24 protein-coding genes are annotated in these 25,161 nt (G+C 71.5%); 7 read left to right on the top strand and 17 right to left on the bottom strand.

Annotated features, from left to right (window positions below):
• Positions 1-51 precede the first annotated feature (51 nt).
• Positions 52-1,209: an acyl-CoA dehydrogenase gene (locus HJD23_RS25535; protein WP_260463482.1), complete on the bottom strand. Its 1,158-nt coding sequence runs from the start codon at positions 1,207-1,209 to the stop codon at positions 52-54.
• A gap of 184 nt (positions 1,210-1,393) precedes the next feature.
• Here HJD23_RS25535 and HJD23_RS25530 point away from each other — a divergent pair, with 184 nt between their 5' ends.
• Complete coding sequence (locus HJD23_RS25530; RefSeq protein WP_171108434.1) at positions 1,394-2,737, top strand: UDP-glucose/GDP-mannose dehydrogenase family protein; 1,344 nt, start codon at positions 1,394-1,396, stop codon at positions 2,735-2,737.
• An 81-nt stretch (positions 2,738-2,818) separates the two neighbouring features.
• Here the strand turns inward: HJD23_RS25530 and HJD23_RS25525 are convergent, their stop codons facing one another.
• The gene (locus tag HJD23_RS25525; protein WP_171108432.1) at positions 2,819-3,325 is read right to left on the bottom strand and encodes a CGNR zinc finger domain-containing protein; all 507 of its coding nucleotides are present in this window, start codon (positions 3,323-3,325) and stop codon (positions 2,819-2,821) included.
• Positions 3,326-3,425: 100 nt separating this feature from the next.
• On the opposite strand from HJD23_RS25525, the gene HJD23_RS25520 reads away from it, so the two are divergent.
• Both HJD23_RS25520 and HJD23_RS25515 read left to right on the top strand, forming a co-directional pair.
• The gene (locus HJD23_RS25520; protein WP_171108430.1) at positions 3,426-3,785 is read left to right on the top strand and encodes a VOC family protein; all 360 of its coding nucleotides are present in this window, start codon (positions 3,426-3,428) and stop codon (positions 3,783-3,785) included.
• Between the two features lie 16 nt (positions 3,786-3,801).
• Positions 3,802-3,978, top strand: a complete 177-nt coding sequence (locus tag HJD23_RS25515) for a hypothetical protein (protein WP_171108429.1) — start codon at positions 3,802-3,804, stop codon at positions 3,976-3,978.
• A 31-nt stretch (positions 3,979-4,009) separates the two neighbouring features.
• On the opposite strand, the gene HJD23_RS25510 is transcribed toward HJD23_RS25515, so the two are convergent.
• From HJD23_RS25510 to HJD23_RS25495, 4 genes are all read right to left on the bottom strand, one after another.
• Positions 4,010-5,131: a dipeptidase gene (locus tag HJD23_RS25510; RefSeq protein ID WP_171108427.1), complete on the bottom strand. Its 1,122-nt coding sequence runs from the start codon at positions 5,129-5,131 to the stop codon at positions 4,010-4,012.
• Positions 5,132-5,282: 151 nt separating this feature from the next.
• Entirely contained in the window at positions 5,283-6,470 is a 1,188-nt protein-coding gene (locus HJD23_RS25505; RefSeq protein WP_171108425.1) for a dipeptidase, read from the bottom strand.
• Positions 6,467-6,991 (bottom strand): 5-(carboxyamino)imidazole ribonucleotide mutase, encoded by a 525-nt coding sequence (purE, locus tag HJD23_RS25500; protein WP_171108423.1) that lies wholly within the window; start codon positions 6,989-6,991, stop codon positions 6,467-6,469. The genes HJD23_RS25505 and purE overlap by 4 nt, the downstream gene beginning before the upstream one ends.
• Positions 6,988-8,127: a 5-(carboxyamino)imidazole ribonucleotide synthase gene (locus HJD23_RS25495; RefSeq protein WP_171108421.1), complete on the bottom strand. Its 1,140-nt coding sequence runs from the start codon at positions 8,125-8,127 to the stop codon at positions 6,988-6,990. Before HJD23_RS25495 ends, purE begins: the two co-directional genes overlap by 4 nt.
• A 165-nt stretch (positions 8,128-8,292) precedes the next feature.
• Between HJD23_RS25495 and HJD23_RS25490 the strand changes: the two genes are divergently transcribed.
• A complete protein-coding gene (locus HJD23_RS25490; protein WP_171108419.1) occupies positions 8,293-8,796 on the top strand; it encodes a GtrA family protein in 504 nt (167 codons plus the stop codon).
• Positions 8,797-8,823: 27 nt separating this feature from the next.
• Here HJD23_RS25490 and HJD23_RS25485 read toward each other — a convergent pair whose 3' ends face one another.
• A complete protein-coding gene (locus tag HJD23_RS25485) occupies positions 8,824-10,092 on the bottom strand; it encodes a HAMP domain-containing histidine kinase (protein WP_171108418.1) in 1,269 nt (422 codons plus the stop codon).
• 139 nt (positions 10,093-10,231) lie between these two features.
• A complete protein-coding gene (locus tag HJD23_RS25480; protein ID WP_141311399.1) occupies positions 10,232-10,909 on the bottom strand; it encodes a response regulator transcription factor in 678 nt (225 codons plus the stop codon).
• Between the two features lie 327 nt (positions 10,910-11,236).
• On the opposite strand from HJD23_RS25480, the gene HJD23_RS25475 reads away from it, so the two are divergent.
• A complete protein-coding gene (locus tag HJD23_RS25475) occupies positions 11,237-12,730 on the top strand; it encodes an oligopeptide:H+ symporter (RefSeq protein ID WP_171108416.1) in 1,494 nt (497 codons plus the stop codon).
• 86 nt (positions 12,731-12,816) lie between these two features.
• Here HJD23_RS25475 and HJD23_RS25470 read toward each other — a convergent pair whose 3' ends face one another.
• The 6 genes from HJD23_RS25470 to HJD23_RS25445 all read right to left on the bottom strand — a co-directional run bounded on the left by HJD23_RS25470 (position 12,817) and on the right by HJD23_RS25445 (position 18,158).
• Positions 12,817-14,079 (bottom strand): hypothetical protein, encoded by a 1,263-nt coding sequence (locus tag HJD23_RS25470; protein WP_171111413.1) that lies wholly within the window; start codon positions 14,077-14,079, stop codon positions 12,817-12,819.
• Positions 14,080-14,117: 38 nt separating this feature from the next.
• A complete protein-coding gene (locus tag HJD23_RS25465; RefSeq protein ID WP_171111411.1) occupies positions 14,118-15,164 on the bottom strand; it encodes a hypothetical protein in 1,047 nt (348 codons plus the stop codon).
• 2 nt (positions 15,165-15,166) lie between these two features.
• A complete protein-coding gene (locus HJD23_RS25460) occupies positions 15,167-16,021 on the bottom strand; it encodes a hypothetical protein (RefSeq protein ID WP_171108414.1) in 855 nt (284 codons plus the stop codon).
• Between the two features lie 65 nt (positions 16,022-16,086).
• Positions 16,087-16,770 carry an LPXTG cell wall anchor domain-containing protein gene (locus tag HJD23_RS25455; RefSeq protein ID WP_171108412.1) on the bottom strand — a complete coding sequence of 228 codons (684 nt, stop codon included), beginning with the start codon at positions 16,768-16,770 and terminating at the stop codon, positions 16,087-16,089.
• Positions 16,771-17,044: 274 nt separating this feature from the next.
• Positions 17,045-17,581 (bottom strand): ATP-binding protein, encoded by a 537-nt coding sequence (locus tag HJD23_RS25450; protein ID WP_171108410.1) that lies wholly within the window; start codon positions 17,579-17,581, stop codon positions 17,045-17,047.
• Between the two features lie 193 nt (positions 17,582-17,774).
• On the bottom strand, positions 17,775-18,158 hold the full coding sequence (locus tag HJD23_RS25445; protein ID WP_171108408.1) for an STAS domain-containing protein: 384 nt from the start codon (positions 18,156-18,158) through the stop codon (positions 17,775-17,777).
• Between the two features lie 239 nt (positions 18,159-18,397).
• On the opposite strand from HJD23_RS25445, the gene HJD23_RS25440 reads away from it, so the two are divergent.
• On the top strand, positions 18,398-19,348 hold the full coding sequence (locus HJD23_RS25440; protein ID WP_171108405.1) for an RNA polymerase sigma factor SigF: 951 nt from the start codon (positions 18,398-18,400) through the stop codon (positions 19,346-19,348).
• Between the two features lie 276 nt (positions 19,349-19,624).
• Positions 19,625-21,346: an RICIN domain-containing protein gene (locus HJD23_RS25435; protein WP_171108403.1), complete on the top strand. Its 1,722-nt coding sequence runs from the start codon at positions 19,625-19,627 to the stop codon at positions 21,344-21,346.
• 7 nt (positions 21,347-21,353) lie between these two features.
• On the opposite strand, the gene hutI is transcribed toward HJD23_RS25435, so the two are convergent.
• Genes hutI through HJD23_RS25420 form a run of 3 tightly spaced genes read right to left on the bottom strand, consistent with a single transcriptional unit; the run spans position 21,354 to position 25,083 of the window.
• The gene (gene hutI / locus HJD23_RS25430) at positions 21,354-22,529 is read right to left on the bottom strand and encodes an imidazolonepropionase (RefSeq protein WP_171108401.1); all 1,176 of its coding nucleotides are present in this window, start codon (positions 22,527-22,529) and stop codon (positions 21,354-21,356) included.
• A 20-nt stretch (positions 22,530-22,549) separates the two neighbouring features.
• Complete coding sequence (locus HJD23_RS25425) at positions 22,550-23,890, bottom strand: formimidoylglutamate deiminase (protein WP_171111410.1); 1,341 nt, start codon at positions 23,888-23,890, stop codon at positions 22,550-22,552.
• Positions 23,881-25,083, bottom strand: a complete 1,203-nt coding sequence (locus HJD23_RS25420; protein ID WP_171111408.1) for an allantoate amidohydrolase — start codon at positions 25,081-25,083, stop codon at positions 23,881-23,883. Before HJD23_RS25420 ends, HJD23_RS25425 begins: the two co-directional genes overlap by 10 nt.
• Between the last annotated feature and the right edge of the window lie 78 nt (positions 25,084-25,161).

The following is a 25,161-nucleotide window of genomic DNA, read 5'->3' as shown; positions in this document are numbered from 1 at the left end:
GCCCCCGCCTCGTGCCGGGAGCTGACGCGTCGAACGACGGATGGCTGCGGACTACGGCAGGTTCCGCGCCATCACGATGCGCTGCACCTGGTTCGTGCCCTCGTAGATCTGCGTGATCTTGGCGTCCCGCATCATCCGTTCCACCGGATAGTCACGCGTGTACCCGTAGCCGCCGAGGAGCTGGACCGCGTCCGTGGTGACCTCCATGGCCACGTCCGACGCGAAGCACTTGGCGGCGGCGCCCAGGTAGGTGAGGTCGGCGTCGCCGCGTTCGGAGGCCGCGGCTGCCTGGTAGGTCAGGGCGCGGGCGGCCGAGATCTTCATGGCCATGTCGGCGAGCATGAACTGGATACCCTGGAAGTCGGCGATCGGCTTGCCGAACTGCTTGCGCTCCTGGACGTAGCCCTTCGCGTAGTCCAACGCCCCCTGCGCGATGCCGAGGGCCTGCGCGGCGATGGTGATGCGGGTGTGGTCCAGGGTCTTCATCGCCGTGGCGAAGCCGGTGCCCTCCTCGCCGATCATGCGGTCGGCGGGGATGCGGACGTTGTCCAGGTAGACCTCGCGGGTCGGGGAGCCCTTGATGCCGAGCTTCTTCTCGGGGGCGCCGAAGGAGACGCCCTCGTCCGACTTCTCGACGACGAAGGCCGAGATGCCCTTCGAGCGCTTCGACGGATCCGTGACCGCCATGACCGTGTAGTACTCGGAGACGCCCGCGTTGGTGATCCAGCGCTTCACGCCGTTGAGGACGTAGTGGTCGCCGTCGCGGACCGCGCGCGTCTTCATGCCGGCCGCGTCGGAGCCCGCCTCGGGCTCGGAGAGGCAGTACGAGAACATCCCGTCGCCCTTGGCGAGCGGTGTCATGTACTTCTTCTTCAGGTCCTCGGAGCCGGAGAGGATCACCGGGAGCGAGCCCAGCTTGTTCACCGCGGGGATGAGGGAGGACGAGGCACACACGCGCGCCACCTCCTCGATGACGATCACCGTGGCCAGCGCGTCCGCACCCGCGCCGCCGTACGACTCGGGCACGTGCACCGCGTGCAGGTCGTTGGCGACCAGCGCGTCCAGCGCCTCCTGCGGGAAGCGGGCCTCCTCGTCCACCGCGGCGGCGAACGGCGCGATCTTCGCCTCGGCCAGCGCACGAACGGTGTCGCGGAGCATCTCGTGCTCCTCGGACGGGCGGTACAGGTCGAAGTCAGCCGATCCGGCCAAGGTCTCTCACGCTCCAAGGAAGACGCTGTGATGCTGCTGGCGCTAATTACCGTTAAGTAACCCAAATTTTAGAGGTCCGCCCACGCCAAGGGGTACGTGAGCTTGACGACAGCGGGAAAGTTGCCCGTCGGGACCGACGGCTATGCTCGGCCCCGCACTACAGACGCTACCCAGTGGAGTCCCCATGGCCCTCAGGATCACCGTGATCGGTACCGGTTATCTCGGCGCGACCCACGCCGCGGCCATGGCCGAACTCGGGTTCGAGGTGCTGGGGCTCGACGTCGTCCCGGAGAAGATCGAGATGCTCCGGCGGGGCGAGGTCCCGATGTACGAGCCGGGCCTTGAGGAGCTGCTGCGCAAGCATGTCGCCGGGATCGAGGGGTCCAGCGGGCGGCTGCGGTTCACCACGGACTACGCCGAGGTGGCGGCGTTCGGCGATGTGCACTTCGTCTGTGTGAACACCCCGCAGAAGCACGGCGAGTACGCCTGCGACATGAGTTACGTCGACTCCGCGTTCGCCTCCCTCGCCCCGCATCTGACCGGTCCCGCGCTGGTCGTCGGCAAGTCGACCGTGCCCGTCGGCTCCGCCGACCGCCTCGCCGCCTACCTCGCCGAGCACGCGCCCGCCGGCGCGGACGCCGAACTGGCCTGGAACCCGGAGTTCCTGCGCGAGGGCTTCGCCGTGCAGGACACCCTCCACCCCGACCGGATCGTGGTCGGCGTGCGCAGTGACCGGGCCGAGAAGCTGCTGCGCGAGGTGTACACGACTCCGGTCGCCGACGGGTCGCCGTTCGTGGTGACCGACTTCCCGACCGCCGAGCTGGTGAAGACCTCGGCGAACTCCTTCCTCGCCACCAAGATCTCCTTCATCAACGCGATGGCGGAGGTGTGCGAGGCCGCGGGCGGCGATGTGGTGAAGCTGGCGGAGGCGATCGGGTACGACGACCGGATCGGCAAGAAGTTCCTGCGGGCCGGGATCGGCTTCGGCGGCGGCTGTCTGCCGAAGGACATCCGGGCGTTCATGGCGCGCGCCGGTGAGCTGGGCGCCGACCAGGCGCTGACCTTCCTGCGCGAGATCGACTCGATCAACATGCGGCGGCGCGGGCAGATGGTGGAGATGGCGCGGGAGGCGCTCGGCGGCGGGTCCTTCCTGGGCAAGCGGGTGGCCGTGCTCGGCGCCGCGTTCAAGCCCGACTCCGACGACGTCCGCGACTCGCCCGCCCTGAACGTCGCCGGGCAGATCCACCTCCAGGGCGGCCAGGTGACGGTGTACGACCCGAAGGGCATGGACAACGCCCGGCGGCTCTTCCCGACGCTGGGGTACGCCGACTCCGCGCGGGCGGCGGTGCGGGGCGCCGACGTCGTACTGCACCTGACGGAGTGGCGGGAGTTCCGTGAGCTGGATCCGGGCGCGCTGGGCGAGGTCGTGAAGTCCCGCGTCATCCTGGACGGCCGCAACGCGCTCGAACCGGAGCTGTGGCGGCGGGCCGGGTGGACGTACCGCGCGATGGGCCGTCCCACCGCATAGTTGTCGGGGCGACGCCGGTTCGGCCGAGGCTCAGTCGGCCGAACCGGCGTCTTCACGCATTCTGCACCACCGGCGCGGCCGTCAGGCGCCCTTCGCCCGGTACCGCCGCATCTTCGCCCGCGCCCCGCACACCGACATCGAGCACCAGCGGCCACGTCCGGCCGGGCTGCGGTCGTAGTACGCCCAGTGGCAGTCGGGCAGCTCGCAGGCCTTGAGCCGCTCCCACGTGCCCTCCGTGAGCGCCTGGGCCACCGCCGCCGCCACCCGTGACAGCAGCGGGCCCTCCTCGACCGGCGTGAGGCGCGCGGAGCCGTCCCGCTCGTCGACGGCCACGCACAGCGGCGCGCGCGCCAGCAGTTCGCCCAGCGGTGTCACCGCGCGGTGCGGCGGGTGCCCGGCGTGCGCGAGGCAGGCGGCGCGCAGGGACTCGCGCAGTTCGCGTACGTCCGCCAGGTCCCGTTCGCCGATCCCGAAGGGCGCCCGGCCCTCGGCCGTGTCGAGAGCGTCCGTGCCCGACTCCAGGTCGACGGTGTTGACCAGGGCCTCCACCAGGGCGAGGGCGCCGGGCGCGGGCAATCTCTCACTCATGCTTGCGACGTTACCGCCAGTGCGGGAGCATGGGGTAACCGTTACCGGTTGAGTCCATCTACCGGTAACCCGGTCCGCAGGTAACCCCAAAGGAGTGATCATGGCTCTCGCGAAACTCGGCGTCGTCGTCCTGGACTGTCCCGACCCCCGTGCGCTGGCCGGTTTCTACGCCGAGGTGCTCGGCGGCACCGTCGAAGGGGACGGCGAGTGGGTGGACCTCGAGGTCCCCGGCGGCCGGCGACTGGCCTTCCAGGCCGCCCCCGGATTCGTACCGCCGAAGTGGCCGTCCGCGGACGACTCGCAGCAGTTCCATCTGGACCTCACGGTCGAGGACCTGGACGCGGCCGAGGCGGGCGTGCTGGCGCTGGGCGCGCGGGCGTTGGACGCCGAGGACCGGTCACGCAGCTGGCGTGTGTACGCCGACCCGGCGGGGCACCCGTTCTGTCTGTGCGCCTGCTGAGCCGGGAGGCATCGCCATGGCACCCGTGGCACGTTTCCGCAACGTCGTCCTCGACTGCCCCGACCCGCGTGCGCTCGCCCGCTTCTACGCCGAGATCGTGGGCGGCATCCCGGACGACACGCGCAAGGACTTCCGGGTGTACGCCGATCCGGCGGGGCATCCGTTCTGCCTCTGCCGGATCGAGCACGACTGACTTCAAAGACATCCAGACATCCCTCTCCTGATCAGCCGTCGAGTTCGGCGATCCGTGCCGTCGACGGCTCGCGGCGCTCCTGGGCCGCCCGGGCGGTGGCGTCCGCCGTGCGCAGCACGCGCTGCACGTTTCCCCAGGTCAGCAGCGCCAGGTCGGGCTCCGACCAGCCGCGTCGCAGCAGTTCGGCGACGAGGTGCGGGTAGCAGGACGCGTCGGTCAGCTCCTGCGGATGGGCGCAGCCGGCGTCGTAGGTGCCGGACAGGCCCACGCAGCCGGGCCCGGCGACGGTGCGGACGTGGTCGAGGTGGTCGGCGACGTCCCGGACCGTCGGCCCGGTCTGCTCCGCCGTCAGCGGCACCAGGCACAGCCCCCTCCCCTTACCCAGCCCGGCCAGCAGGTCGTCGGGGAGGTTGGCGGGGTGGGGGCGCAGGGCGCGGGCGCCGGAGCGGGTGCACAGGACGGGCGCCTTGGAGGCGGCGAGGACGCGTTCGATGGTCCGCTCGGACGCGCCGGAGAGGTCGGCGAGCACACCGAGGCGGTTCATCTCGCGCACCACCTCCTCGCCGAACCGGGTCAGCCCGGCCTCGCTCGCCCAGGAGGTGCCGGCGAGGGTGAGGACGCGCAGGCCGAGGGCGTGCAGGACGCGCAGCAGGCTCACGGAGTCGTCGAGCGCGGCGGCGGTGGCCGGGCCGAGCAGCACGGCGGTGCGGCCGCAGTTGCGGGCGTCGATGACCTGCCCGGCGGTACGCGCCAGGCGCAGGCCCTCGGGGTGGTTGCCGATCACTGTGCGGACCAGGTCCAGCTGCTCCAGGGTCGCCGCGACGGCCCGGTCGGCGGCCAGCCCCTCGGGCAGGTGCAGCGAGCAGAACAGCGCGCCGACATGGCCCTGCCGCATCCGCGGGACGTCCGTGTCGACGGCGATCTCCCCCAGCTCCAGGTCGTACCAGGGCAGATGCCGCAACGCCCACGGCAGCCCGCTGTAGCCGTCGGCGACGGGGTGGGCGGCGAGCAGGGCGTGCGCCCGTTCCAGCAGGTCGGCGTCCGGATCGTCCACGAGGGCGTACGGATCCGCCGGTAACGGGGGATCCAGGGACAGGGCGTCGAGCTCGCCGACCTCAGCGGGGGTGTGCAGGTCGTTGTGGAGATCGGCCATGGCGGGCTCCGTACGTGCGGGCGATCGCTGTACGGTCACCGTCGCACGGGCCGCCGGAGGGCTCCTGGTGAGCGGGGCGTTCGGGGTAGCGACGGTTCCGTGGCCCGGGGGCACCCGTTCTCGCCCACACCGACCACCCCGCCCTCTCCGGTCACCCGTCGAGGGACTCGATGGTGGCGTTGGACGGTGCGCGCGTGGTGCGAAGGTCGCGGGCCACGTCCTCCGCCGCGCCCAGCACCCGCACCGCGTTCTGCCAGGTCAGCTTGGCCAGGTCGGACCTGGACCAGCCGCGGTCGAGCAGCTCGGCGATCAGGTTGGGGTAACCGGACACGTCGTTCAGGCCCTCGGGGGTGAACGCGGTGCCGTCGTAGTCGCCGCCGATGCCGAGGTGGTCGATGCCGGCCACCTCGCGCATGTGGTCGAGGTGGTCGGCGACGGTCGCCACCGTCGCGACCGGGCGCGGGTTGCGCTCCTCGAAGGCCCGGTGCACCTTCATCGCCTCGGCGGTGGTGTCGAGGTGGTGGAAGCCGTGCGCGCGCATGTTGTCGTCCGCCTCGGCCGTCCAGTCGACGGCGGCCTGGAGCACGAACTTCGGTACGAACGTCACCATGGCGACGCCCCCGTTGGCGGGCAGGCGTTCCAGGACGTCGTCGGGGATGTTGCGCGGGTGGTCGCAGATCGCGCGGGCGGAGGAGTGCGAGAAGATCACCGGCGCGGCGGTGGTGTCCAGCGCGTCCCGCATGGTCGTGGCGGCCACGTGCGAGAGGTCCACCAGCATGCCCTCGCGGTTCATCTCCCGCACCACCTCACGGCCGAACGCCGACAGGCCGCCGACGTTCGGTTCGTCCGTCGCCGAGTCCGCCCACGCGATGTTGTCGTTGTGGGTGAGGGTCATGTAACGGACGCCGAGCGCGTACAACGCCCTGAGCGTGGCGAGGGAGTTGGCGATGGAGTGGCCGCCTTCGGCGCCCATGAGGGAGGCGATACGACCCTCCGCGCGCGCCGCCTCCATGTCGGCGGCCGTCAGGGCGGGCGCCAGGTCGCCCGGGTACCGGGCGAGCAACTGCCGTACGCAGTCGATCTGTTCCAGCGTCGCGGGCACCGCGTCGGGCAGGTCCGAGCGGACGTACACCGACCAGTACTGCGCCCCGACCCCGCCCTCGCGCAGCCGAGGGAGGTCGGTGTGCAGGTGGGCGCCCTGGGGTGCGGCGATGTCCCGGGCGTCGAGGTCGTAGCGGACCTGCTCGCGCAGCGCCCAGGGCAGGTCGTTGTGCCCGTCGGCCACCGGGAACTCGCGCAGCAGTTCCCGGGCCGCCTCCAGCGAGCTCACCGCGGTCACTTCCCGAAGCCGAAGCCGCTGCCCGCGCCCTCGACCTTGGCGCGCAGCCGTTTGCCCTTCTCGGTGGCCTGGTCGTTCAGCTCCTGCTGGAAGTCCCGCATCCGGCCGAGGAGTTCCTCGTCGTGGGCGGCGAGGATACGGGCCGCGAGCAGTCCGGCGTTGCGGGCACCGGCGACCGAGACCGTGGCGACCGGCACACCGGCCGGCATCTGCACGATGGACAGCAGCGAGTCCATGCCGTCGAGATACTTCAGCGGCACCGGGACGCCGATCACCGGCAGCGGGGTCACGGACGCGAGCATGCCGGGCAGATGGGCGGCGCCGCCCGCGCCCGCGATGATCACCTTCAGTCCCCGGTCCGCGGCCTGCTCGCCGTACGTGATCATCTCGCGCGGCATCCGGTGCGCCGAGACGACGTCGACCTCGTAGGCGATCTCGAACTCGTCGAGCGCCTGGGCGGCGGCCTCCATGACGGGCCAGTCGGAGTCCGACCCCATGACGATCCCTACGACCGGGCTCATTCCGTAATCGTCCCTCTCAGGTAGCCGGCAGCGTGACGGGCGCGCTCCAGCACGTCGTCGAGGTCGTCGCCGTAGGTGTTGACGTGGCCGACCTTGCGGCCGGGCTTCACGTCCTTGCCGTACATGTGGATCTTCAGCTGGGGGTCGCGGGCCATGCAGTGCAGGTACGCGGAGTACATGTCGGGGTAGTCGCCGCCGAGGACGTTGACCATGACCGTCCACTTCGCGCGCGGGCGCGGGTCGCCGAGCGGGAGGTCCAGGACGGCCCGGACGTGGTTGGCGAACTGGGAGGTGATCGCGCCGTCCTGGGTCCAGTGGCCCGAGTTGTGCGGGCGCATCGCCAGCTCGTTGACCAGGATGCGGCCGTCGCGGGTCTGGAACAGCTCGACGGCGAGGTGGCCGACGACGCCGAGTTCCTTGGCGATGCGCAGGGCCATCTCCTCGGCCTGGAGGGCGAGGGCCTCGTCCAGGTCGGGGGCGGGCGCGATGACGGTGTCGCAGACGCCGTCCACCTGGCGGGACTCGACCACCGGGTACGCGACGGCCTGGCCGTGCGGGGAGCGGACGACGTTCGCCGCGAGCTCCCGTACGAAGTCGACCTTCTCCTCGGCGAGTACGGGCACACCGGCGCGGAACGGTTCGGCGGCCTCCTCGACCGACTTCACCACCCACACGCCCTTGCCGTCGTAGCCACCGCGGACGGTCTTCAGGACGACGGGGAAGCCTTCACCCTCGGCGGCGAAGGCGGCCACATCGGCCGGGTCGCTCACGATGCGGTGGCGCGGGCACGGCACGCCGATCGCGTCGAGCTTCGCGCGCATCACGCCCTTGTCCTGGGCGTGCACCAGCGCGTCGGGCCCCGGGCGCACGGGGATGCCGTCCGCCTCCAGGGCGCGTAGGTGCTCGGTGGGTACGTGCTCGTGATCGAAGGTGATCACGTCGCAACCACGTGCGAAGGCGCGCAGCGTCTCCAGGTCGCGATAGTCGCCGATCACGACATCGCTGACCACCTGCGCCGCGGAATCCTGCGGAGTGTCACTGAGAAGCTTGAACCTGATGCCCAACGGGATACCCGCCTCGTGCGTCATACGCGCGAGCTGGCCCCCGCCGACCATGCCGACTACCGGGAACGTCACGCCCCCAGGGTATCGGCCACGCCAGGTCGGCCGGTTTCCACCTCTTTCGACGCCGTGACGACGGCCGTGACCACGGCCGGTCACGTCATACACAGGCGATCACAGAAGTGCGGTGGTTAGCATGGCGGAGTTGACGACACCGACCGACTGGGGGCCTGTACGACCATGGGACATGGTTCCTCAGGGCTGCGTAGGCTCGTGCGGGAGGTAGCAAGGTTCGGTGCGGTGGGTGGCGCCGGTCTCCTCGTCAACCTCCTCGTGTTCAACCTGGTACGGCAGGTGACCGACCTCCCGGTGGTGCGCGCCAGTGTGATCGCGACGGTGGTGGCGATCGCCTTCAATTACCTGGGTTTCCGCTACTTCGCCTACCGCGACCGCGACAAGAGCGGCCGGACGAAGGAGCTGACGCTGTTCCTGCTGTTCAGCGCGGCCGGCCTGGTGATCGAGAACGGTGTGCTGTACGCCGCGACGTACGGTTTCGGCTGGGACAGCCCGCTGCAGAGCAACATCTTCAAGTTCCTCGGCATCGGCGTCGCGACGCTGTTCCGGTTCTGGTCCTACCGGACCTGGGTGTTCCGGGCGCTGCCCGCCCGGGAGGCCGTGGCGAGCGCGGAATCGTTCCTGGAGACCTCGGAGCCGGTACGGCCGCCGCAGCGGGCCCGGGTGTGACGCCGGGGCCGCACCCCGCCCCCAGGACTACCGGACCGTCCGCTCGTCCTCCGACGACTTCTTCACCGGCGTACGCGACAGGAACAGCCCGAAGACCGGCGGGTTGGCCTGGAGCATCTCCAGGCGGCCCCCGTCGGCCTCCGCCAGGTCGCGGGCGACGGCCAGGCCGATGCCGGTGGAGTTGCGGCCGCTGATCGCGCGCTCGAAGATCCGGGCGCCGAGGTCGGCCGGGACTCCGGGGCCCTCGTCGGTGACCTCGATGACCGCCTGGTTGCCGGTGACGCGGGTGCGCAGGGCGACGGTGCCGCCGCCGTGCATCAGGGAGTTCTCGATCAGCGCGGCCAGCACCTGGGCGACCGCGCCGGGCGTGCCCACCGCCTCCAGATGCCGCTTGCCGGAGCTGACGATCGCGCGGCCGGCCTGCCGATAGGCCGGCCGCCACTCGGCGAGCTGCTGCTGGATCACCTGGTCGAGATCGAAGGTGACCGCGGAGCCGGTGCGCGGGTCGCGGCTGTTGGTCAGCAGCCGTTCGACGACGTCCGTGAGGCGTTCCACCTGCGTGAGCGCGATGGTCGCCTCCTCCTTCACGGTGGCCGGATCGTCGGTGAGGGTGATCTCCTCCAGCCGCATGGACAGCGCGGTGAGCGGGGTGCGCAGCTGGTGGGAGGCGTCGGCGGCGAGGCGGCGCTCGGCGGTGAGCATGCGGCCGATGCGTTCGGCGGAGGCGTCCAGGACGTCGGCGACGCGGTCCAGCTCCGGGACGCCGTACCGCTTGTGGCGGGGCCGTGGGTCGCCGGAGCCGAGGCGTTCGGCGGTCTCGGCGAGGTCGGTGAGCGGTGAGGCGAGACGGTTGGCCTGGCGCAGCGCGAGCAGGACGGCCGCGACGACCGCCATCAGCGCCACCGCGCCGATGATCAGCAGCGTCCGGCCGACCTCACGGGTCACCAAGGAGCGCGGCTCCTGGACGGTGACCGTCTCGCCCTCCTCGCCCCGCCGGGTCGACTCGATGACGTCGCCGGACGGCTTCTGGCCGATCTCGATCGGCGGCCGGCCGGGGATGTGGACCACGGCGTACCGGTCGTCGCCGACCTGGTCGACGAGTATCTCGGAGGTGATCTCCTCGTCGCCGAGGATCCGGCTGTCGACGATGCCGGCCAGCCGTACCGCCTCGGACTCGACCCGCTCCTGGGCGCTGTTGGTGATCGTCCGGGTCTCCACCACGACGAGGGAGACGCCGAAGACGGCGATCACGACGAGCACCACGGCGAGCGTGGACTGGATCAGTCGGCGGCGCATGTCCTCTTACCCGTGTATTACCCACGTCTCACCCGGCCGGGGCCCGGCGGGGCGCCTAGGGGGCGTCTTGTGGATCATCTCGGCGTCGCGGGCCGGAAGGTACCGCTTCTCATGGCCGAGCTGATCCACAAGACGCCCCCTAACTCTTCTCGAAGCGGAAGCCCACGCCGCGGACGGTCGCGATGTACCGGGGGTTCGCCGCGTCGTCGCCCAGCTTCTTGCGCAGCCAGGAGATGTGCATGTCGAGGGTCTTGGTGGACGACCACCAGGTGGTGTCCCAGACCTCGCGCATCAGCTGGTCGCGGGTGACCACCCGCCCGGCGTCCCGCACCAGGACCCGCAGCAGGTCGAACTCCTTGGCGGTGAGCTGAAGCTCCTCGTCGCCCATCCAGGCGCGGTGCGACTCCACGTCGATCCGCACCCCGTGCGTGGCGGGCGGCTGCTGGGGCTCGGCGGCACCGCGCCGCAGCAGGGCCCGGACCCGGGCGAGCAGCTCGGCCAGGCGGAACGGCTTGGTGACGTAGTCGTCGGCGCCGGCGTCCAGACCGACCACGGTGTCCACCTCGTCGGCGCGCGCGGTCAGGATGAGGATGGGCACGGTGTGGCCTTCGGCACGCAGTCGGCGGGCCACCTCCAGGCCGTCCATACCGGGCAGCCCGAGGTCCAGCACGACCAGGTCGACGCCGCCCTGGATGCCCGCGTCGAGCGCGGTGGGGCCGTCCTCACGCACCTCGACCTCGTAACCCTCCCGGCGCAGGGCGCGCGCCAGCGGCTCCGAGATGGAGGCGTCGTCCTCGGCGAGCAGTACACGGGTCATGAGGTGATGGTAGTCCGCCTGTGGCCGGAGCCGGAGGGCTATGCGCAGGCCCGGATTCTTACCCTGGGGTGCTTTGGTATGAACCTGGGTCTGCGGCGTGGGAGTGTGTTGAGACCTTCGAAAGGGCGAGTGCGGTTCCCGCAACACCTGTGATCCCGGTCTCAAGTCCTTCCATTTCCGGCAGTGTCCTGCCGTATGGTGATTGGACGCCTGTAGCAACCAAGGGGACCTTTGGCTGACGTCTTGACGCCGAAGGTCACTTTTGTGTGCGGGCCGGCTCCGGCCGGCCTTGACAGGAATGCGCGTCCCGACCAGCAAGGATCGACCATGGCGTCCAGCCTGACGAAGGACTCGGTCTCTCCGGGCACCCCCGGTTCCGAGAAGACCTTCTTCGGCCACCCCCGCGGACTGGCCACTCTCTTCATGACCGAGATGTGGGAGCGCTTCTCCTACTACGGCATGAGGGCACTGCTCCCCCTCTACCTGGTCGCTCCCGCCGGGCTCGGCCTGAACGCCGGTACGGCGATCGCCATCTACTCCGTCTACGTCTCGACGGTGTACCTGCTCGCCATGCCGGGCGGCTGGTTCGGTGACCGCGTCTGGGGTCCCCGCAAGACGGTCGCCGTCGCGGGCGCGATCATCATGGCCGGCCACCTCGTGCTGGCCCTGCCCAGCTCGGGCACGTTCTACTTCGGTCTGCTGCTGGTGGCCATCGGCTCCGGCCTGCTGAAGTCCAACATCTCGACGATGGTCGGCCACCTCTACGACGGACCGAACGACCCGCGTCGCGACGGCGGCTTCACGGTCTTCTACATGGGCATCAACCTGGGTGCCTTCGCCGCGCCGCTGGCCATCGGCACCGTCGGCCAGCAGGTGAACTGGCACCTCGGCTTCGCGCTCGCCGCGCTCGGCATGGCGCTGGGCCTCGCCCAGTTCCTGCTCGGCAGCCGCCACCTGTCCGACCGCTCCAGCGTCGTCCCGAAGCCGCTGAGCACTCAGGAGCGCAACGCCACGCTGCGCAAGGCGATGATCTGGCTGCTGATCGCGGTGGTCTTCTACGCCATCGTCGTCGGCACCGGCACCTACACCCTGAACTGGGTGATGGTCCCGCTGATGATCATCGGTCTGGTCGTCCCGATCACCGTCCTGGCGCGCATCAAGCGCGACAAGGAGCTGACCGGCGCCGAACAGTCCCGGGTCTCCGGCTACATCTGGTTCTTCGTCGCCGCGGCCCTGTTCTGGATGATCTACGACCAGGGCGGCTCCACCCTGTCGATCTTCGCCGACGAGCACGTCGACACGCAGGTCTTCGGCTGGGAGTTCCCGGTCTCCTGGTTCCAGTCGGTCAACCCGGTCATGGTGATGGCCCTGGCCCCGGTCTTCGCCACGGTGTGGCTGGCGCTGGCCCGCAGCCGCAAGGAGCCGAGCACGATCGCCAAGTTCGCGGGCGGTCTGGTCCTCGTCGGCATCTCGTTCTTCGTCTTCCTGCTGCCCCTGGTGGCGGCCGACGGTGGCAAGGTCTCGCCGTGGTGGATCGTGCTGATCTACTTCTGCCAGACGACCGGTGAGCTGATGCTGTCCCCGGTGGGTCTGTCGGTGACCACGAAGATGGCCCCGGCGAAGTACGCCTCGCAGATGATGGGTGTCTGGTTCCTCGCGGTCACCGCGGGCGACGCCGTCACCGGTCTGCTCTCCACCTACGGCGTCGACCTGAACAAGACCGGCGTCGTGGCCGCGGAGGCCGGCCTCGCGGTCCTCGCGGGCGTGGCGGTCTTCATGTACCGCAAGCGCGTCAAGGAGCTCATGGGCGACGTGCGCTAGCGCTGCGCTGGCTGAGCCGACGGGGCCGCTGGGATCCATGTGGGTTTCAGCGGCCCCGTCGCTTTCCGCGACCGGCCCGAGGCGGGTTACCGGGCCCTCCTTCCAGGCATGAACGTGAAGACGGCGCCGCCCAGCAGGACCGCCGTGCCGGCCACCAGGCCCAGGGCCTTGAGGGTGCCCTGGTCGTCGGCGCCGGTTTCGGCGAGGCCGCCGTCCGGGGTCGTACCGCCGGAGGACGATCCGCCGCCCGAGGACGAGCCTCCTGACGCTCCGCCCTGCTGTTCCGTCGTGTCGAGGGTCAGCGAGACCTCGGTCTTCGCCGGGGTGCACGTCGTGGTCGTGCCCAGGGCCTCGATCGTCAGCACGCCCGGCGACAGGGTCGACTCACCGCTCGCGCCCGGCTTGTAGGTGCCGGTCAGGTCGGGGATCTCGATCGGGTCGCCCGCCTTGATCTCCTCGGCGTTGGTGGGACCCTCGACATGGACCGTGCCCGTGTCGGCACCGCCCAGCACCACCTCCATCGACGGCTTGACCGAGTCCTTCGGGATGGTGGCGGGGCTGTCCATCACCGACTTCTTGAACTTCACGGTGAGATCGAAACTCCCGCCGTTCCTGCGGGCGTTGATCTGCACCGGCGAGGTGGCGTTCTTGTCCCCGATGGGCGTCTTGCACTCGTAGGGGACCTGGACCTCCTTGCCGGTGAAGTCGGTCTGCCCGGTCCCGGACGCCGTGGGGCTGGGGGTGTCTGTCGGAGTACTCGTTGGTGAGGGCGTCGGCGTCGGGGTCGGCGTCGGGGACCCGCTGCCCGTGGGGTCGGGCGTCGGGCTCCCCGTACCCGATCCCCCGTCCTCCGGCGTGACATTGATGGTCGCCGCCGACTTCACCGCTTCCTCCGGAGCGCACTTCGTGTCCGTCGACAGGGCGTTGATGGCGTACGCGTCGGGCGTGAGCGTCACCGCGCCGGGCGTCGTCAGTTTCAGCGTGCCTTTCATGGCGGACAGCACCATGGCGCCGCCCTTGGGAATCGGTGGGTTCTCCCGCGGCCCCTGCATCGCGATGTCCGCGACCTGGGCGCCGGCCGCCTTCAGCGTGCCGCTCGGCTGCACCGAGTTCGCGGGCAGATCGACGATGTCGGGATTCTTCGAGGCCGCCTGCACGAACGTCCAGACCACCTCCACCTCGTCGCCCACCTTCGCGGTCGCCGGCGCGCTGATCTCCACCGTCGTGGTGCCCTGCACCGGCGGCAGCCCGGAGATGGCGGGCGGGATGCACTCCGTCTGGTACGACACCTCGGCGGCCTGCGCGGGCACCGCGGCCAGGCCGAGCAGCAGCCCGGCGCCGCCCACCAGCATCACGAGGCCGGCCGGTGTGACTCTCCTTCGCGTTCTCACGTGGGTCCCTTTCTGAGCGGAGTCGTACGACTCGGCGGGCTGTCGTCGTGCGGTGCGGAGAGCCGACCGGCCGTGCCCGGATCGGCGTCCGGGGTGAACCACGGCAGGGTCGAGTTCGAGGGGGCGGGTGCCGACCGGCGGGGGCTCACAGAGCGGACGGACAGGCGTCGGTGGCGGACGCCGCCCGGCCGGGGCGGTCGTACCCGGTCCACCACGGCCATCCCGGCGCGGAACACCGCCGCGGGCACCACCAGGCACACCAGGACCCAGAACAGCGTCACGCCCCAGGGCCGCCCCACGGCCCACGGCTGCTCGGCGAGGACCTTCCCGCCGTACTTCAGCGAGACGGTGTAGTCCCCGTGCGCCCCCGCCGCCAGCTCGACCGGCAGCCGGATCTGCGCCCTGCGGCCGGGTTCGATCGTGCCGCGCCACTGGCGTTCCTCCCACTCGGGCGCGAACACGCCGTGCGAGGTGCCGATCTGGAAGACGGGGTTCTTGATCGCCGAGGTGCCGACGTTGCCGACGGTGAAGACGAGGGTGCGGGCGGGCGGTGCGCCGAACCAGGTCAGCAGCCCGCTGGAGCCGTCCAGCCGGGTGTCGTCGAGCACCGACAGGCGTCCGCCGGCCGGCTCGGCGGGCAGCGGTTCGACGGCGTGCCCGGCGACCTGGAAGACGGCGTCGGCCTGTGCCTTCGGGCCGGTGACGGTGGCGACGTGCACCACGCACGGGCACGGCACGGGCGGCTCGGCGACCGGCAGCTCCTTGCGGAACCGGCCCTCGGCGTCGGTGGTGACGGCCCGTCCGTCCGCGTTGGCACAGGAGTTGGTGCCACCGATCACGCCCCGGGACGGCACGGACTGCCCGCAGATCAGGATCATCAGCAGCGCCCGCTCCCGCCACCCGCTCCCGGTCACCGTGACCGAACCGCCGGTCCCCGCCTGCGCCGTGGACAGCTGCACGCTCGGCCCGTCGGCGGCGACGGCGGGCGCGGGCACGACAGGCAGGAGCAGCAGCGCCGCGAACGCCGAGACCACAAACCGCATCCTCACGTCGCCGCTCCCGTCAACTCGGCCTGTTCCCGCGCGGGTTCGCGAGGGGGTTCGGGCGTCGTGGGGCGCCTTCGTCGTCGCAGAACCGCCAGAGCCGCCGTGCCGACGGCGAGGGCGCCGCCCGCCGCCACCCCGCCCCACGGCACGAACCACGCCGACGCCCGCGCGGTGTCCCGCGCCCCGCCCGCCGCGGTCACCGTCAGCCGTACGTCGACCGCGTCCAGCGCGGGCCGGTCGGGCCAGGGTTCGGTGAGCTGGAGGCGGCGGCCCGGGGGGAGTTCGACGGGGAGGGTGCGCGGGGCGCGGTCGAGGAGGGTGCCGAAGACACCGTCGGCGTGCACGGAGAGGGTGGGGACGAGGTCGGTGGTGCCGCGGTTGACGAGGTCGTACGTGATGCGGTCGCCGCGTACGGCGACCTTCTCGACGGTGAGTGCGGACAGTTCGGGGCCGCCGATCCGGAGCAGCAGGGCGACGGTCGTGGACCTGCCGTCGCCGTCCCGTACGACGATCGACCCCGGCCGGTCGCCGGGCGCGGCCCGCTCGGGCACGGCCACGGTGAACGGGATGTCGGCGCGGGTGCGGGCGGGCACCCGTATCTCGGCGTCGGCGAAGGTGACCGGGACGCCGGTGCCGGTCAGCCGTACGTCGACCGGGTGCCGTGTGCGGTTCGTCACGGACACCGTGTCCCGCAGAGCCGTGCCGGGCGCGCCCTCGGCGTAGAAGGAGGGGCGGCCGCCACCGGCGGGCGCGACGGACCAGTCCTCGCCCGCCGCGGTCGCCGCCGGGGCGGCGCACAGCAGGGCGAGGAGCGAGAGGCATACGGCACGGGCGGCACGGGTGGGATACGACATCGGCGGCTCCAGCGGTCGTACTCCGGGTGGTCGGCGACAAACAGCTGCCGCCTGCTTGCGCAGGCTCAGCGGCGTACCCGCACCGGCTGGTTCCGTCGCGTCAGCCACAGCGCGCCCGCCGCGCCCGCCAGCAGGACCGTTCCACCGAGGGTGCCGAGGGCGATGGCGGAGTCCTCGGGGCCGGTCTGCGGGAGCTGCCCGCCGGAGTCGCCGCCGCCCTGGGGTGCTCCCCCGCCGACCGACGCGGTGACGTCGAGCGTGAGGGACGGCCCGGGGTCGTTGCTCGGGGTGCAGGTCGTCGTCGTACCGAGGGCCTTGATGGTGAGCACGCCCGCCGTGAAGGTGACCTTGCCGGTCTTCTTCGGGGTGTAGGTGCCCGACAGGTCGTTGATCTTGATGGGGGTGTCGGCGGGGATCGCGGTCTGGTTGGCGGGGCCGGTGACGGTCATCGTGCCGCTGTCGGCGCCGCCCAGCTCGATCGTGGCGCTCGGGTTCATCGCGCCCTTGCCGAGTTCGACCGGGCTGGAGGAGACGCCCTTCTGCCAGGACATGGTGATCTTGTAGGTGGAGCCGCTTCGGACGCCCTTGATGTCGATCGGCGAGACGGCGCTCTTGTCGCCGATCGGCGTCTTGCACTGGTAGTTGACGTCGACGACCTCGGCGTGGGCCGCGGGAGCGGCCATCAGTACAGCCGCGCCGGCCAGGGCGGCGGCCGACGTGAGCGCGACGGTTCGCTTCTGGTACGACACGGTCCCCTCATTCCTGACGGCACATCAGATTGGCCGTCAAGGTACGCCGGGGACCTTGAGGACGGAAGAGAGAGGTCGTGTTGGAAATGTGGCGGCGCTAGGGCGTGTTTCGAAAGTAGCGTCGTCCGCCCGGAGGGCGAGGCCCGCGGCGTCTGGTGCGGTGCATCGCAAGGCGGAGGGTCGCCCGCGTACTGGGCGTACGCGGGCGACCCCGACAACGCAGCGAGGCGCCGTGCCAGGCGTCGCGGGCCAGACGGGACTTTCGAAACACGCCCTAGGCGGGCGCCCCCAACTCCGCCCACACCTTCTTGCCGGCCACCCCAGGATTCCGTACAACCCCCCAGTCCAGACAAAGCCGCTGCACGATGAACATCCCGTGCCCCCCGGGCCGCCCCGCCCGATGCGGCGTCCGCGGCGCCGGCTGCCCCGCCCCCCGGTCGGAGACCTCGATCCGGATCACCTTGTTGTCGCAGGTGATGAACATCTCGTCCGGCCCCTCCGCATGGAGACACGCGTTGGTGACCAACTCGGACACCACGAGCAGCACATCCTCGGCGGCGGCCCGCTGATCCGCGGTCGCGGCCGGGAGCCAGCCCCACGCGTACAGCGCCTGGCGGGCGAAGTCGCGGGCCAGCGGCACGACACCGCTCTCGCCGTCGAAGGCCAGCCTGCGGACCTGCCGCGCCCCCGACGACACGGCCGTGTCCCCTTCGGACGCCCCGGTCCCTGGAACGCCCCCCTCGGACCCCCCGGAAGCGCCGCTGGGCTCTGGGCCGCGGTCGCCCGGCGAGTAGGGCCGGGTGGTGCTCATCAGCGCTTCACCTCACCGATTCACCAGTTCACGATTCAAGAGTTCAGTTACGAATAGGTCGGTGCTCAGTACTCAGTGTCCGCGCCCTCGGTCACGATTGCCGCCGACATGTTCAGGATGTCTCCTGCCCGACCCGTCCAGGGGAACACCCCCTACTTCGGCACGGCCCGGCACTGCGGACATCCCGGCGCGCTCAGTCGGCCTCGTCCTCGCCGGACAGGGCCGCCTCGACCGTGTCGTGCACGGTGAAGACCGCCTCCGCGCCTGTGATCTCGAACACACGAGCCACCACGGGCTGCATCCCCGCGAGGTGCACCCCGCCCCCGGCGTCCTCCGCCTTCAGGCGGGCGCCGAGCAGCACATTGAGTCCCGTGGAGTCGCAGAACTCCAGCCGCGAGCAGTCCACGACCAGACGGCTGAATCCCTTGGCGAGACATGCGTCGAGTGGTTCGCGCAACAACTCGGCGGTGTGGTGATCCAGCTCACCCGCCGGAGTCACGACGGCACTAGAGCCCTCTTCGCGCACCTCCACCAGAAGCCGGCCCGACTGTGCGCTGCCGACCGTCCCGTGGTCCATGCCGTCTCTCTCTCCCGAGGTCGTGGCTGCTGACTGTCGCCCTCGAACACTACGCCTTCCATACGCCCTTCGACAGCCGAACATCCGCCCAGAAACGGACATATGCCCACAGAACGCACTTGCGATCGACTTGCGAAAGCGGGTAGGGCTAGTAGGGACACGTAACCAACACGGCCGGCTTCGGAGGCGCCGCACACCGCAGTGCACGTACTGGCTTCGGCAGCCTTATGCCGAGAACGATGGAGGACATCATGTCACCCCGGCTCGACGCATCGCATACCCGGACGGCGACGTCGACACCCACTTCGGAACATCTGGATCCCATCGCGCAGGACAGCGAGACGTTCGCGGCCCAGGAGGACGCCCTCGGCGTCCCGGACGACGTACTGGCCGGACTTCCGGAGATCCCCCCGTACGACGAGGTCGGTCCCGTCGATGCGCGGGCCCTGTCCAAGACCCTCTTCGAGCGGCTGGAATCGCTCGAGGAAGGCACGCACGAATACTCCTACGTGCGCAACACGCTCGTCGAACTCAACCTCGCCCTGGTCAAGTTCGCCGCCTCCCGCTTCCGCTCCCGCAGCGAGCCGATGGAGGACATCATCCAGGTCGGCACCATCGGCCTCATCAAGGCGATCGACCGTTTCGAACTCAGCCGTGGCGTCGAGTTCCCCACCTTCGCCATGCCAACCATCATCGGCGAGATCAAGCGATTCTTTCGTGACACCTCGTGGTCCGTGCGCGTCCCGCGCCGCCTGCAGGAGCTCCGGCTCGACCTGGCCAAGGCCGGCGACGAGCTGGCCCAGCAGCTCGACCGCGCGCCCACGGTGGCGGAACTGGCGGAGCGGCTCGGCCTGTCCCACGACGAGGTCGTCGAGGGCATGGCCGCGTCCAACGCCTACACCGCCTCCTCGCTGGACGCGCAGCCCGAGGAGGACGACAGCGAGGGCGCCCTCGCGGACCGGATCGGCTACGAGGACCACGGGATCGAGGGCATCGAGTACGTCGAGTCCCTCAAGCCCCTGATCGCCGAACTCCCGCACCGGGACCGGAAGATCCTCTCCCTCCGCTTCGTCGCCAACATGACCCAGTCGGAGATCGGCGACGAGCTGGGCATCTCGCAGATGCATGTGTCGCGGCTGCTGTCGCGGACGTTGGGGCGGTTGCGCAAGGGGTTGACGGTCGAGGAGTGACGCCGGTCGAAGAGTGACCGGTCGAGGTGTGACGCCGGTCCACAAAGGCTTCCCGTCCGGCGCCCGTTGGGCGCCGGACGAGCCTTTTCCGCGCTGGGACACGCTTGCCGCGTCGGCCCCCCATGACCCTGGACCCTCTATTTACCCTGGACCCCCCATTACCCTGAGTAACACCTTTCCTCGCAGGCCCCTCTCCACCACTATGGTCACCCTCCAAACCGGCCGGTACGTCAGGGACTTGGCCGGGCTCCGGCGGGGACGCGAGGAGGCGGGTGGATGGCTCGGCCCGAGGGGACCGGCAACGACGCGGTGGACGGCCTGCATTCCGGCTCGTCGGACGCACGGCTGACCGAACTGCTGCGCGCCGACACCGCCGTCGCCTACCCGGCGCTGAAGGAACTGCGCGCCCGCCACCGCGCGTCGGTCCTCACGTACGCCCGGCTGTGCACGACCGGCGACTCGGCGGCCCGCCAGCTGGCGGCCCAGGCGTTCACCCTGGCGGCCCGGGAGACGGCACGCGGCATCGACCCGGCTGTTCCATGGCGGCACCAACTCCTGCTGCTGGCGGGCCGGGTGGCCGCGACCTGGGCCGAGGGCGACCGCTCGGCGGCGCTCGACGCGGGCCTGCTCCTGGTCCTCAACACGGCCGGCCCCGACGGACCCGTACCGCCCATGCTCGCCGCGTACCGGACGCTGCCGGCTCGCAGCCGTGGTCTCATCTGGTACGGCGTCGTGGAGCAGGAGAGCGTCGAGCGGACCGCCGTACTGCTGGGCGTCACCCGCGAGGACGTGACCTACGGGACCGAACCGGCGCTGGGCGCGCTCGGCAGGTCCCTGCTGCGGGCCCGGCTGGCCGCCTCCGACGACCCGGACTGCCAGGACTTCCAGCGGCTGATCGAGGAGTCGGTACGACCGGACTCGCCCCGGCACAGCCCCGACCTGGTGGCCCACATGGCGCGCTGCCCGCACTGCACCACCGCGTACGAGGAACTGACCGTCCTGCGCGACGCCCCGCGCACCGCGCTGGCCGAGGGACTGACGCCGTGGGCCGGCGCGGCGTACGCGGCGCGGATCAGCGGCGGAGCGGGCGCGGAAGGCCGTACGGCGTGGGAGCGATCCGGCGAACCGGGGGCGTCGGGCCGTGCCGCGCGGGGCTGGTCCGGCGAACCCGGCGTGGGAGGCCATACCGCGCGCGGCTGGTCCGGCGAACCCGGCGTGGGAGGCCATACCGCGCGCGGCTGGTCCGGCGAACCCGGCGCGGAAGGCCGTACCGCACGCGAGCGGAGCTGGCCGCCGTCCCGGCGGGTCGCGCTGGCCTCGGCGGGACTGGGCGTGGCACTCACTCCGCTGCTGTTCTTTCTGCTGTCCCCGGGCGACTCGCCCGCCGAGAACGCCTCGAACCGGATCACCGCCGCGCCGCCGCCCGCGGTGACGGTGACCGCGACGGTGCCGGCGCCCCCGGCATCCCCGTCGCCCTCGAAGACCTCCAAGTCGCCCTCCCCGACGGCGAGTCCGTCGCCGTCGCGCACGACCCGGCCGCCGAAGCCGTCCCCCACCCCGCCGCCGCCTCCGGCCACGCACCCGCCGGGCAGCGCCTACGCGCAGGTCGTGAACGTCGCCTCGGGGCTGTGCCTGGACATCCGGGACGGGGTCCTGGACAAGGGGGTGGACGTGGTCACGGCGCCCTGTTCGCCGGCCGCCACCCAGCGCTGGCGGGTCGACTCCCAACGGGGCGTGCTCCAGTCGGCGGCCGACCCGGACTACTGCCTGGACAGCCGTGGCTCCACGGACCGCGGCGTGGGCATCTGGACCTGCTCGTCCGTGGAGGGGAGGAACGCGCAGAACCTGAAGTTCGTGGTCGACGACGCCGGGCTGATCCGGCCCGCGATCGCCGTGGAGACGGCGGTGACGCCGGACGGCGGGGACGGGCTGGAGTTCCGGTCGCTGGACGACTCGAACGGGGACCCGGACCAGCGATGGCGGGCGGGGGCCGCCTGACCGGGGGTCAGCTGACGCGCACGCCGCGCCGCCACACCTCGGTCACCAGCGGCACCCCCGGGCGGTACGCGAGATGGACGTGGCTGGGGGCGTCGAGGAGAGCCAGGTCGGCGTAGGCGCCGGGGCTGAGGCGGCCGATGTCGTCGCGGCGCAGGGCGCGGGCGCCGCCCGCCGTGGCGGACCAGAGGGCCTCGTCGGGGGTCATGCGCATGTCCCGTACGGCGAGGGCGATGCAGAACGGGACGGACGACGTGAAGGACGAGCCCGGGTTGCAGTCCGTCGACAGGGCCACGGTGACGCCCGCGTCGAGGAGGCGGCGGGCGTCCGGCCACTCGGCGCGGGTGGAGAACTCGGCGCCGGGGAGCAGCGTGGCGACGGTGTCGCTGTTGGCGAGCGCGTCGACGTCCTCGTCCGTGAGGTGGGTGCAGTGGTCGGCGGAGGCCGCGTCCAGCTCGACGGCGAGTTGCACACCGGGGCCGTACGTCAGCTGGTTGGCGTGGATGCGCGGGTGCAGGCCCTTGGCCTTGCCCGCGGTGAGGATCGCGCGCGCCTGGTCGCCGTCGAAGGCGCCCTTCTCGCAGAAGACGTCGATCCAACGGGCGTACGGCGCACAGGCGTCCAGCATCGCGCCGGTGACCAGGGCGACGTACGCCGCCGGATCCTCGGCGTAGTCCGGGGAGACGATGTGGGCGCCGAGGTAGGTGACCTCGTCGGTGTGGGCGGCGGCGATGCGCAGGGCCCGGGCCTCGTCCTCGACGGTGAGGCCGTAGCCGGACTTGGTCTCGAAGGTCGTGGTGCCCTGGCGGAGGGCTTCGGCGAGGTAACGGGTGAGGCCGGCTTCGAGTTGGGCGTCCGTCGCGGCGCGGGTGGCGGCGACCGTGGTCCGGATGCCGCCCGCGCTGTAGGCCCGGCCGGACATCCGGGCGTTGAACTCCTCGGTGCGGTCGCCCGCGAAGACGAGGTGGGAGTGGGAGTCCACGAAGCCCGGGATCACCGCGCGGCCGCCGGCGTCGACCCGATTGTCAGTGGCGGGTGCTTTGCTTGATTCACCGGTCCACGCGACGCGGTCGCGGTCGATGACGACGGCCGCGTCCCGGATCAGACCGAGGGGAGAACTGTCACCGAAGGAGGGATCGTTGGTGACCAGCGTGGCGATGTTGGTGATGACGGTGCTGCTGCTCATGGCGTCCTCATGGGTGGTGGTCAGGCTCGCAGGGCATCGACGGCCCGCGCGAGGGCTTGCGGCACATCCGGTACGAGGACATGGGCTCCGTCGCGTACGACATGCCGCCCGCCGACGATCGTGTGCCGTACGTCCGCTGCCGTCGCGGCGAATACGGCCGTCTCGGCGCCGAGCCTGGGCAGCGGCCCCGCAGTCCTGACCGAGTCGAGCGCGATCGTCGTGAGGTCGGCGAGCGCGCCGGGCTCGATGCTGCCCGCGTCGTCCCAGCCCAGGGCCGCATGTCCGTCCGCCGAAGCCGCGCGCAGCAGTGCCGCGGCCGTCCAGTGGCCGCGGGTGCGGCTGCGCAGCCGCTCGTTCAGCTCCATCGCGCGTGCCTCTTCGAGCAGGTCGATGACGGCGTGGCTGTCGGAGCCGAGGGAGAGGGGGGAACCTTCGTTCTGGAGGGCGGCGGCGGGTCCGATGCCGTCGGCGAGGTCCCGTTCGGTCGTCGGGCACATGCAGGTGCCGGTTCCGCTGCCGCCGATGAGGGAGATGTCCTCGGCGGTGAGGTGGGTGTTGTGGACGCCGGTGGTGCGCGGTCCGAGCACGCCGTGCAGGGCGAGGAGCTGCGTCGGGGTGCAGCCGTGGACGTCCCGGCAGGCGTCGTTCTCGGCGGTCTGCTCCGACAGGTGCACATGCAGCGGGGCCCGCCGTTCCCCGGCCCACTGCGCCACGGTCGCCAACTGGTCGGCGGGCACGGCCCGTACGGAGTGGATCGCCGCCCCGATCCGTGCGTGATCCCGTTCCTTGAGAACTGAACAGCGTTCGGCCCATTCCTGAGCCGTCCGGTCGGAGAACCGGAGCTGGTGGCTGTTGGGCGGCTGTCCGAAGCCGGCGGAGAGGTAGCAGGTGTCGAGGAGGGTGATGCGGATTCCGGCTTCGGCGGCCGCCGCGATGAGGGCCTCCCCCATGGCGTTGGGGTCGGCGTAGGGGGTGCCGCCGGGGGCGTGGTGGACGTAGTGGAACTCGCCGACGGCCGTGATGCCGGCGAGGGCCATCTCGGCGTAGGCCGCCCTGGCCAGCGCGTGGTAGGTGTCCGGGGTGAGCCGGTCGGCGGTGGCGTACATGACCTCGCGCCAGGTCCAGAAGGTGCCGGAGCCGACCTGCACGGTGCCGCGCAGGGCCCGGTGGAAGGCGTGGCTGTGGGCGTTGGCGAGGCCGGGGAGGGTGAGGCCGCGGAGGATCTCGGCGCCCGGGGGCGGGGTGTCGGTGTTCCGGTGAACAGCGGTGATCCGGCCGTCCTCGGTGTCGACGGCGACTCCCGGCTCGACGTGGGTGCCGAGCCAGGCGTGCTCCAGCCAGTACGTCCGTGTCACGCGCAGGCCAGCCCTTCCAGTACGTCGGCGAGTGCGGTCACTCCGGCCACGCAGTCGTCCTCGGCCGCGAACTCGGCCGGGGAGTGCGAGACGCCGGTGGGGTTGCGTACGAACAGCATGGCGGTCGGGACGGTCCCGGACAGGATCCCGGCGTCGTGTCCGGCGCCGGTGCCCAGGACGGGGACCTTGAGGTCGGTGTCCTTGCCCAGGATGCGGGCCAGTTCGTCACGCAGGGCGTGGTCGAACTCGACGACCGGCGTGAACGACTCCCGTACGACGTCGAGGTCGACGCCGTGCGCGTCGGCGTACTCGCGGGCCGCCTGCTGGATCCCGGTGACGACGGTGTCGAGGGTCTGCTGGTCGGCGGCACGGGAGTCGAGCCAGCCGCGCACCAGGGAGGGGATGGCGTTGACGCCGTTGGGCTCGACGGCGATCTTGCCGAAGGTGGCGACGGCGCCCGCGAGCCGGGCCTCGCGACGGGCGGCGAGGACGGTCTCGGCGTACGACAGCATGGGGTCCCGCCGGTCGGCGAGCCGGGTGGTGCCGGCGTGGTTGGCCTCGCCGCGGAAGTCGAACCGCCACCGCCCGTGCGGCCAGATGGCACTGGCGATGCCCACCCGGTCGCCGGACAGGTCGAGGGCGCGGCCCTGTTCGACGTGCAGCTCGACGAAGGCACCGATACGGGCGAGCCGCTCGGGGTCGGGCCCGATGGCGTCGGGGTCGTACCCGGCGGCCGCCATGGCCTGCGGCAGCGTGATCCCGTCGCCGTCGGTCAGCCGGTGCGCCTGCTCGGCGGTGAGCTGCCCGGCGGCGAGCCGGGAGCCGACGCAGGCGAGCCCGAAGCGGGCGCCCTCCTCGTCGCCGAAGTTGACGATGCCGAGGGGCTTGCTGAAACGCGCGTCGCGGCCGCGCAGTTCGTCGAGCGCGGCGAACGACGACACGACCCCGAGGGGCCCGTCGAAGGCCCCGCCGTCGGGCACGGAGTCCAGGTGCGACCCCGTGACGACGGCGTCCCCCTGGGCGGGATCCCCGAGCCAGGCCCACTGGTTGCCGTTGCGGTCGACCTCGTAAGCGAGTCCGCGTGCCTCGGCCTGCGCCCGGAACCAGTCCCGGCACTCGCCGTCGGCACCGGTCCAGGCGAAGCGGCGGTAGCCGCCGGAGGCGGAGCTGCGGCCGATCGGCAGCAGCTCGCGCCACATCGCGTGGAAGGAAGCGCCACCCGGGCCCGGCCCCGGCAAGGACGGGCCACCCGGTGGCGAAGCCTCAACCCCCACCGG

The sequence above is a fragment of the Streptomyces sp. Z423-1 genome (assembly GCF_013009255.1).
Lineage (GTDB): Bacteria > Actinomycetota > Actinomycetes > Streptomycetales > Streptomycetaceae > Streptomyces > Streptomyces gossypiisoli.
This window is presented reverse-complemented; position numbering and strand designations above follow the sequence as displayed.

Coding starts and splice junctions, on each gene's coding strand:
- HJD23_RS25530 (WP_171108434.1), top strand. CDS start 1,394: ATGGCCCTCAGGATCACCGTGATCGGTACCGGTTATCTCGGCGCGACC.
- HJD23_RS25525 (WP_171108432.1), bottom strand. CDS start 3,325: ATGAGTGAGAGATTGCCCGCGCCCGGCGCCCTCGCCCTGGTGGAGGCC.
- HJD23_RS25520 (WP_171108430.1), top strand. CDS start 3,426: ATGGCTCTCGCGAAACTCGGCGTCGTCGTCCTGGACTGTCCCGACCCC.
- HJD23_RS25515 (WP_171108429.1), top strand. CDS start 3,802: ATGGCACCCGTGGCACGTTTCCGCAACGTCGTCCTCGACTGCCCCGAC.
- HJD23_RS25510 (WP_171108427.1), bottom strand. CDS start 5,131: ATGGCCGATCTCCACAACGACCTGCACACCCCCGCTGAGGTCGGCGAG.
- purE (WP_171108423.1), bottom strand. CDS start 6,991: ATGAGCCCGGTCGTAGGGATCGTCATGGGGTCGGACTCCGACTGGCCC.
- HJD23_RS25490 (WP_171108419.1), top strand. CDS start 8,293: ATGGGACATGGTTCCTCAGGGCTGCGTAGGCTCGTGCGGGAGGTAGCA.
- HJD23_RS25485 (WP_171108418.1), bottom strand. CDS start 10,092: ATGCGCCGCCGACTGATCCAGTCCACGCTCGCCGTGGTGCTCGTCGTG.
- HJD23_RS25480 (WP_141311399.1), bottom strand. CDS start 10,909: ATGACCCGTGTACTGCTCGCCGAGGACGACGCCTCCATCTCGGAGCCG.
- HJD23_RS25475 (WP_171108416.1), top strand. CDS start 11,237: ATGGCGTCCAGCCTGACGAAGGACTCGGTCTCTCCGGGCACCCCCGGT.
- HJD23_RS25465 (WP_171111411.1), bottom strand. CDS start 15,164: ATGCGGTTTGTGGTCTCGGCGTTCGCGGCGCTGCTGCTCCTGCCTGTC.
- HJD23_RS25460 (WP_171108414.1), bottom strand. CDS start 16,021: ATGTCGTATCCCACCCGTGCCGCCCGTGCCGTATGCCTCTCGCTCCTC.
- HJD23_RS25450 (WP_171108410.1), bottom strand. CDS start 17,581: ATGAGCACCACCCGGCCCTACTCGCCGGGCGACCGCGGCCCAGAGCCC.
- HJD23_RS25445 (WP_171108408.1), bottom strand. CDS start 18,158: ATGGACCACGGGACGGTCGGCAGCGCACAGTCGGGCCGGCTTCTGGTG.
- HJD23_RS25440 (WP_171108405.1), top strand. CDS start 18,398: ATGGAGGACATCATGTCACCCCGGCTCGACGCATCGCATACCCGGACG.
- HJD23_RS25435 (WP_171108403.1), top strand. CDS start 19,625: ATGGCTCGGCCCGAGGGGACCGGCAACGACGCGGTGGACGGCCTGCAT.
- hutI (WP_171108401.1), bottom strand. CDS start 22,529: ATGAGCAGCAGCACCGTCATCACCAACATCGCCACGCTGGTCACCAAC.
- HJD23_RS25420 (WP_171111408.1), bottom strand. CDS start 25,083: ATGTGGCGCGAGCTGCTGCCGATCGGCCGCAGCTCCGCCTCCGGCGGC.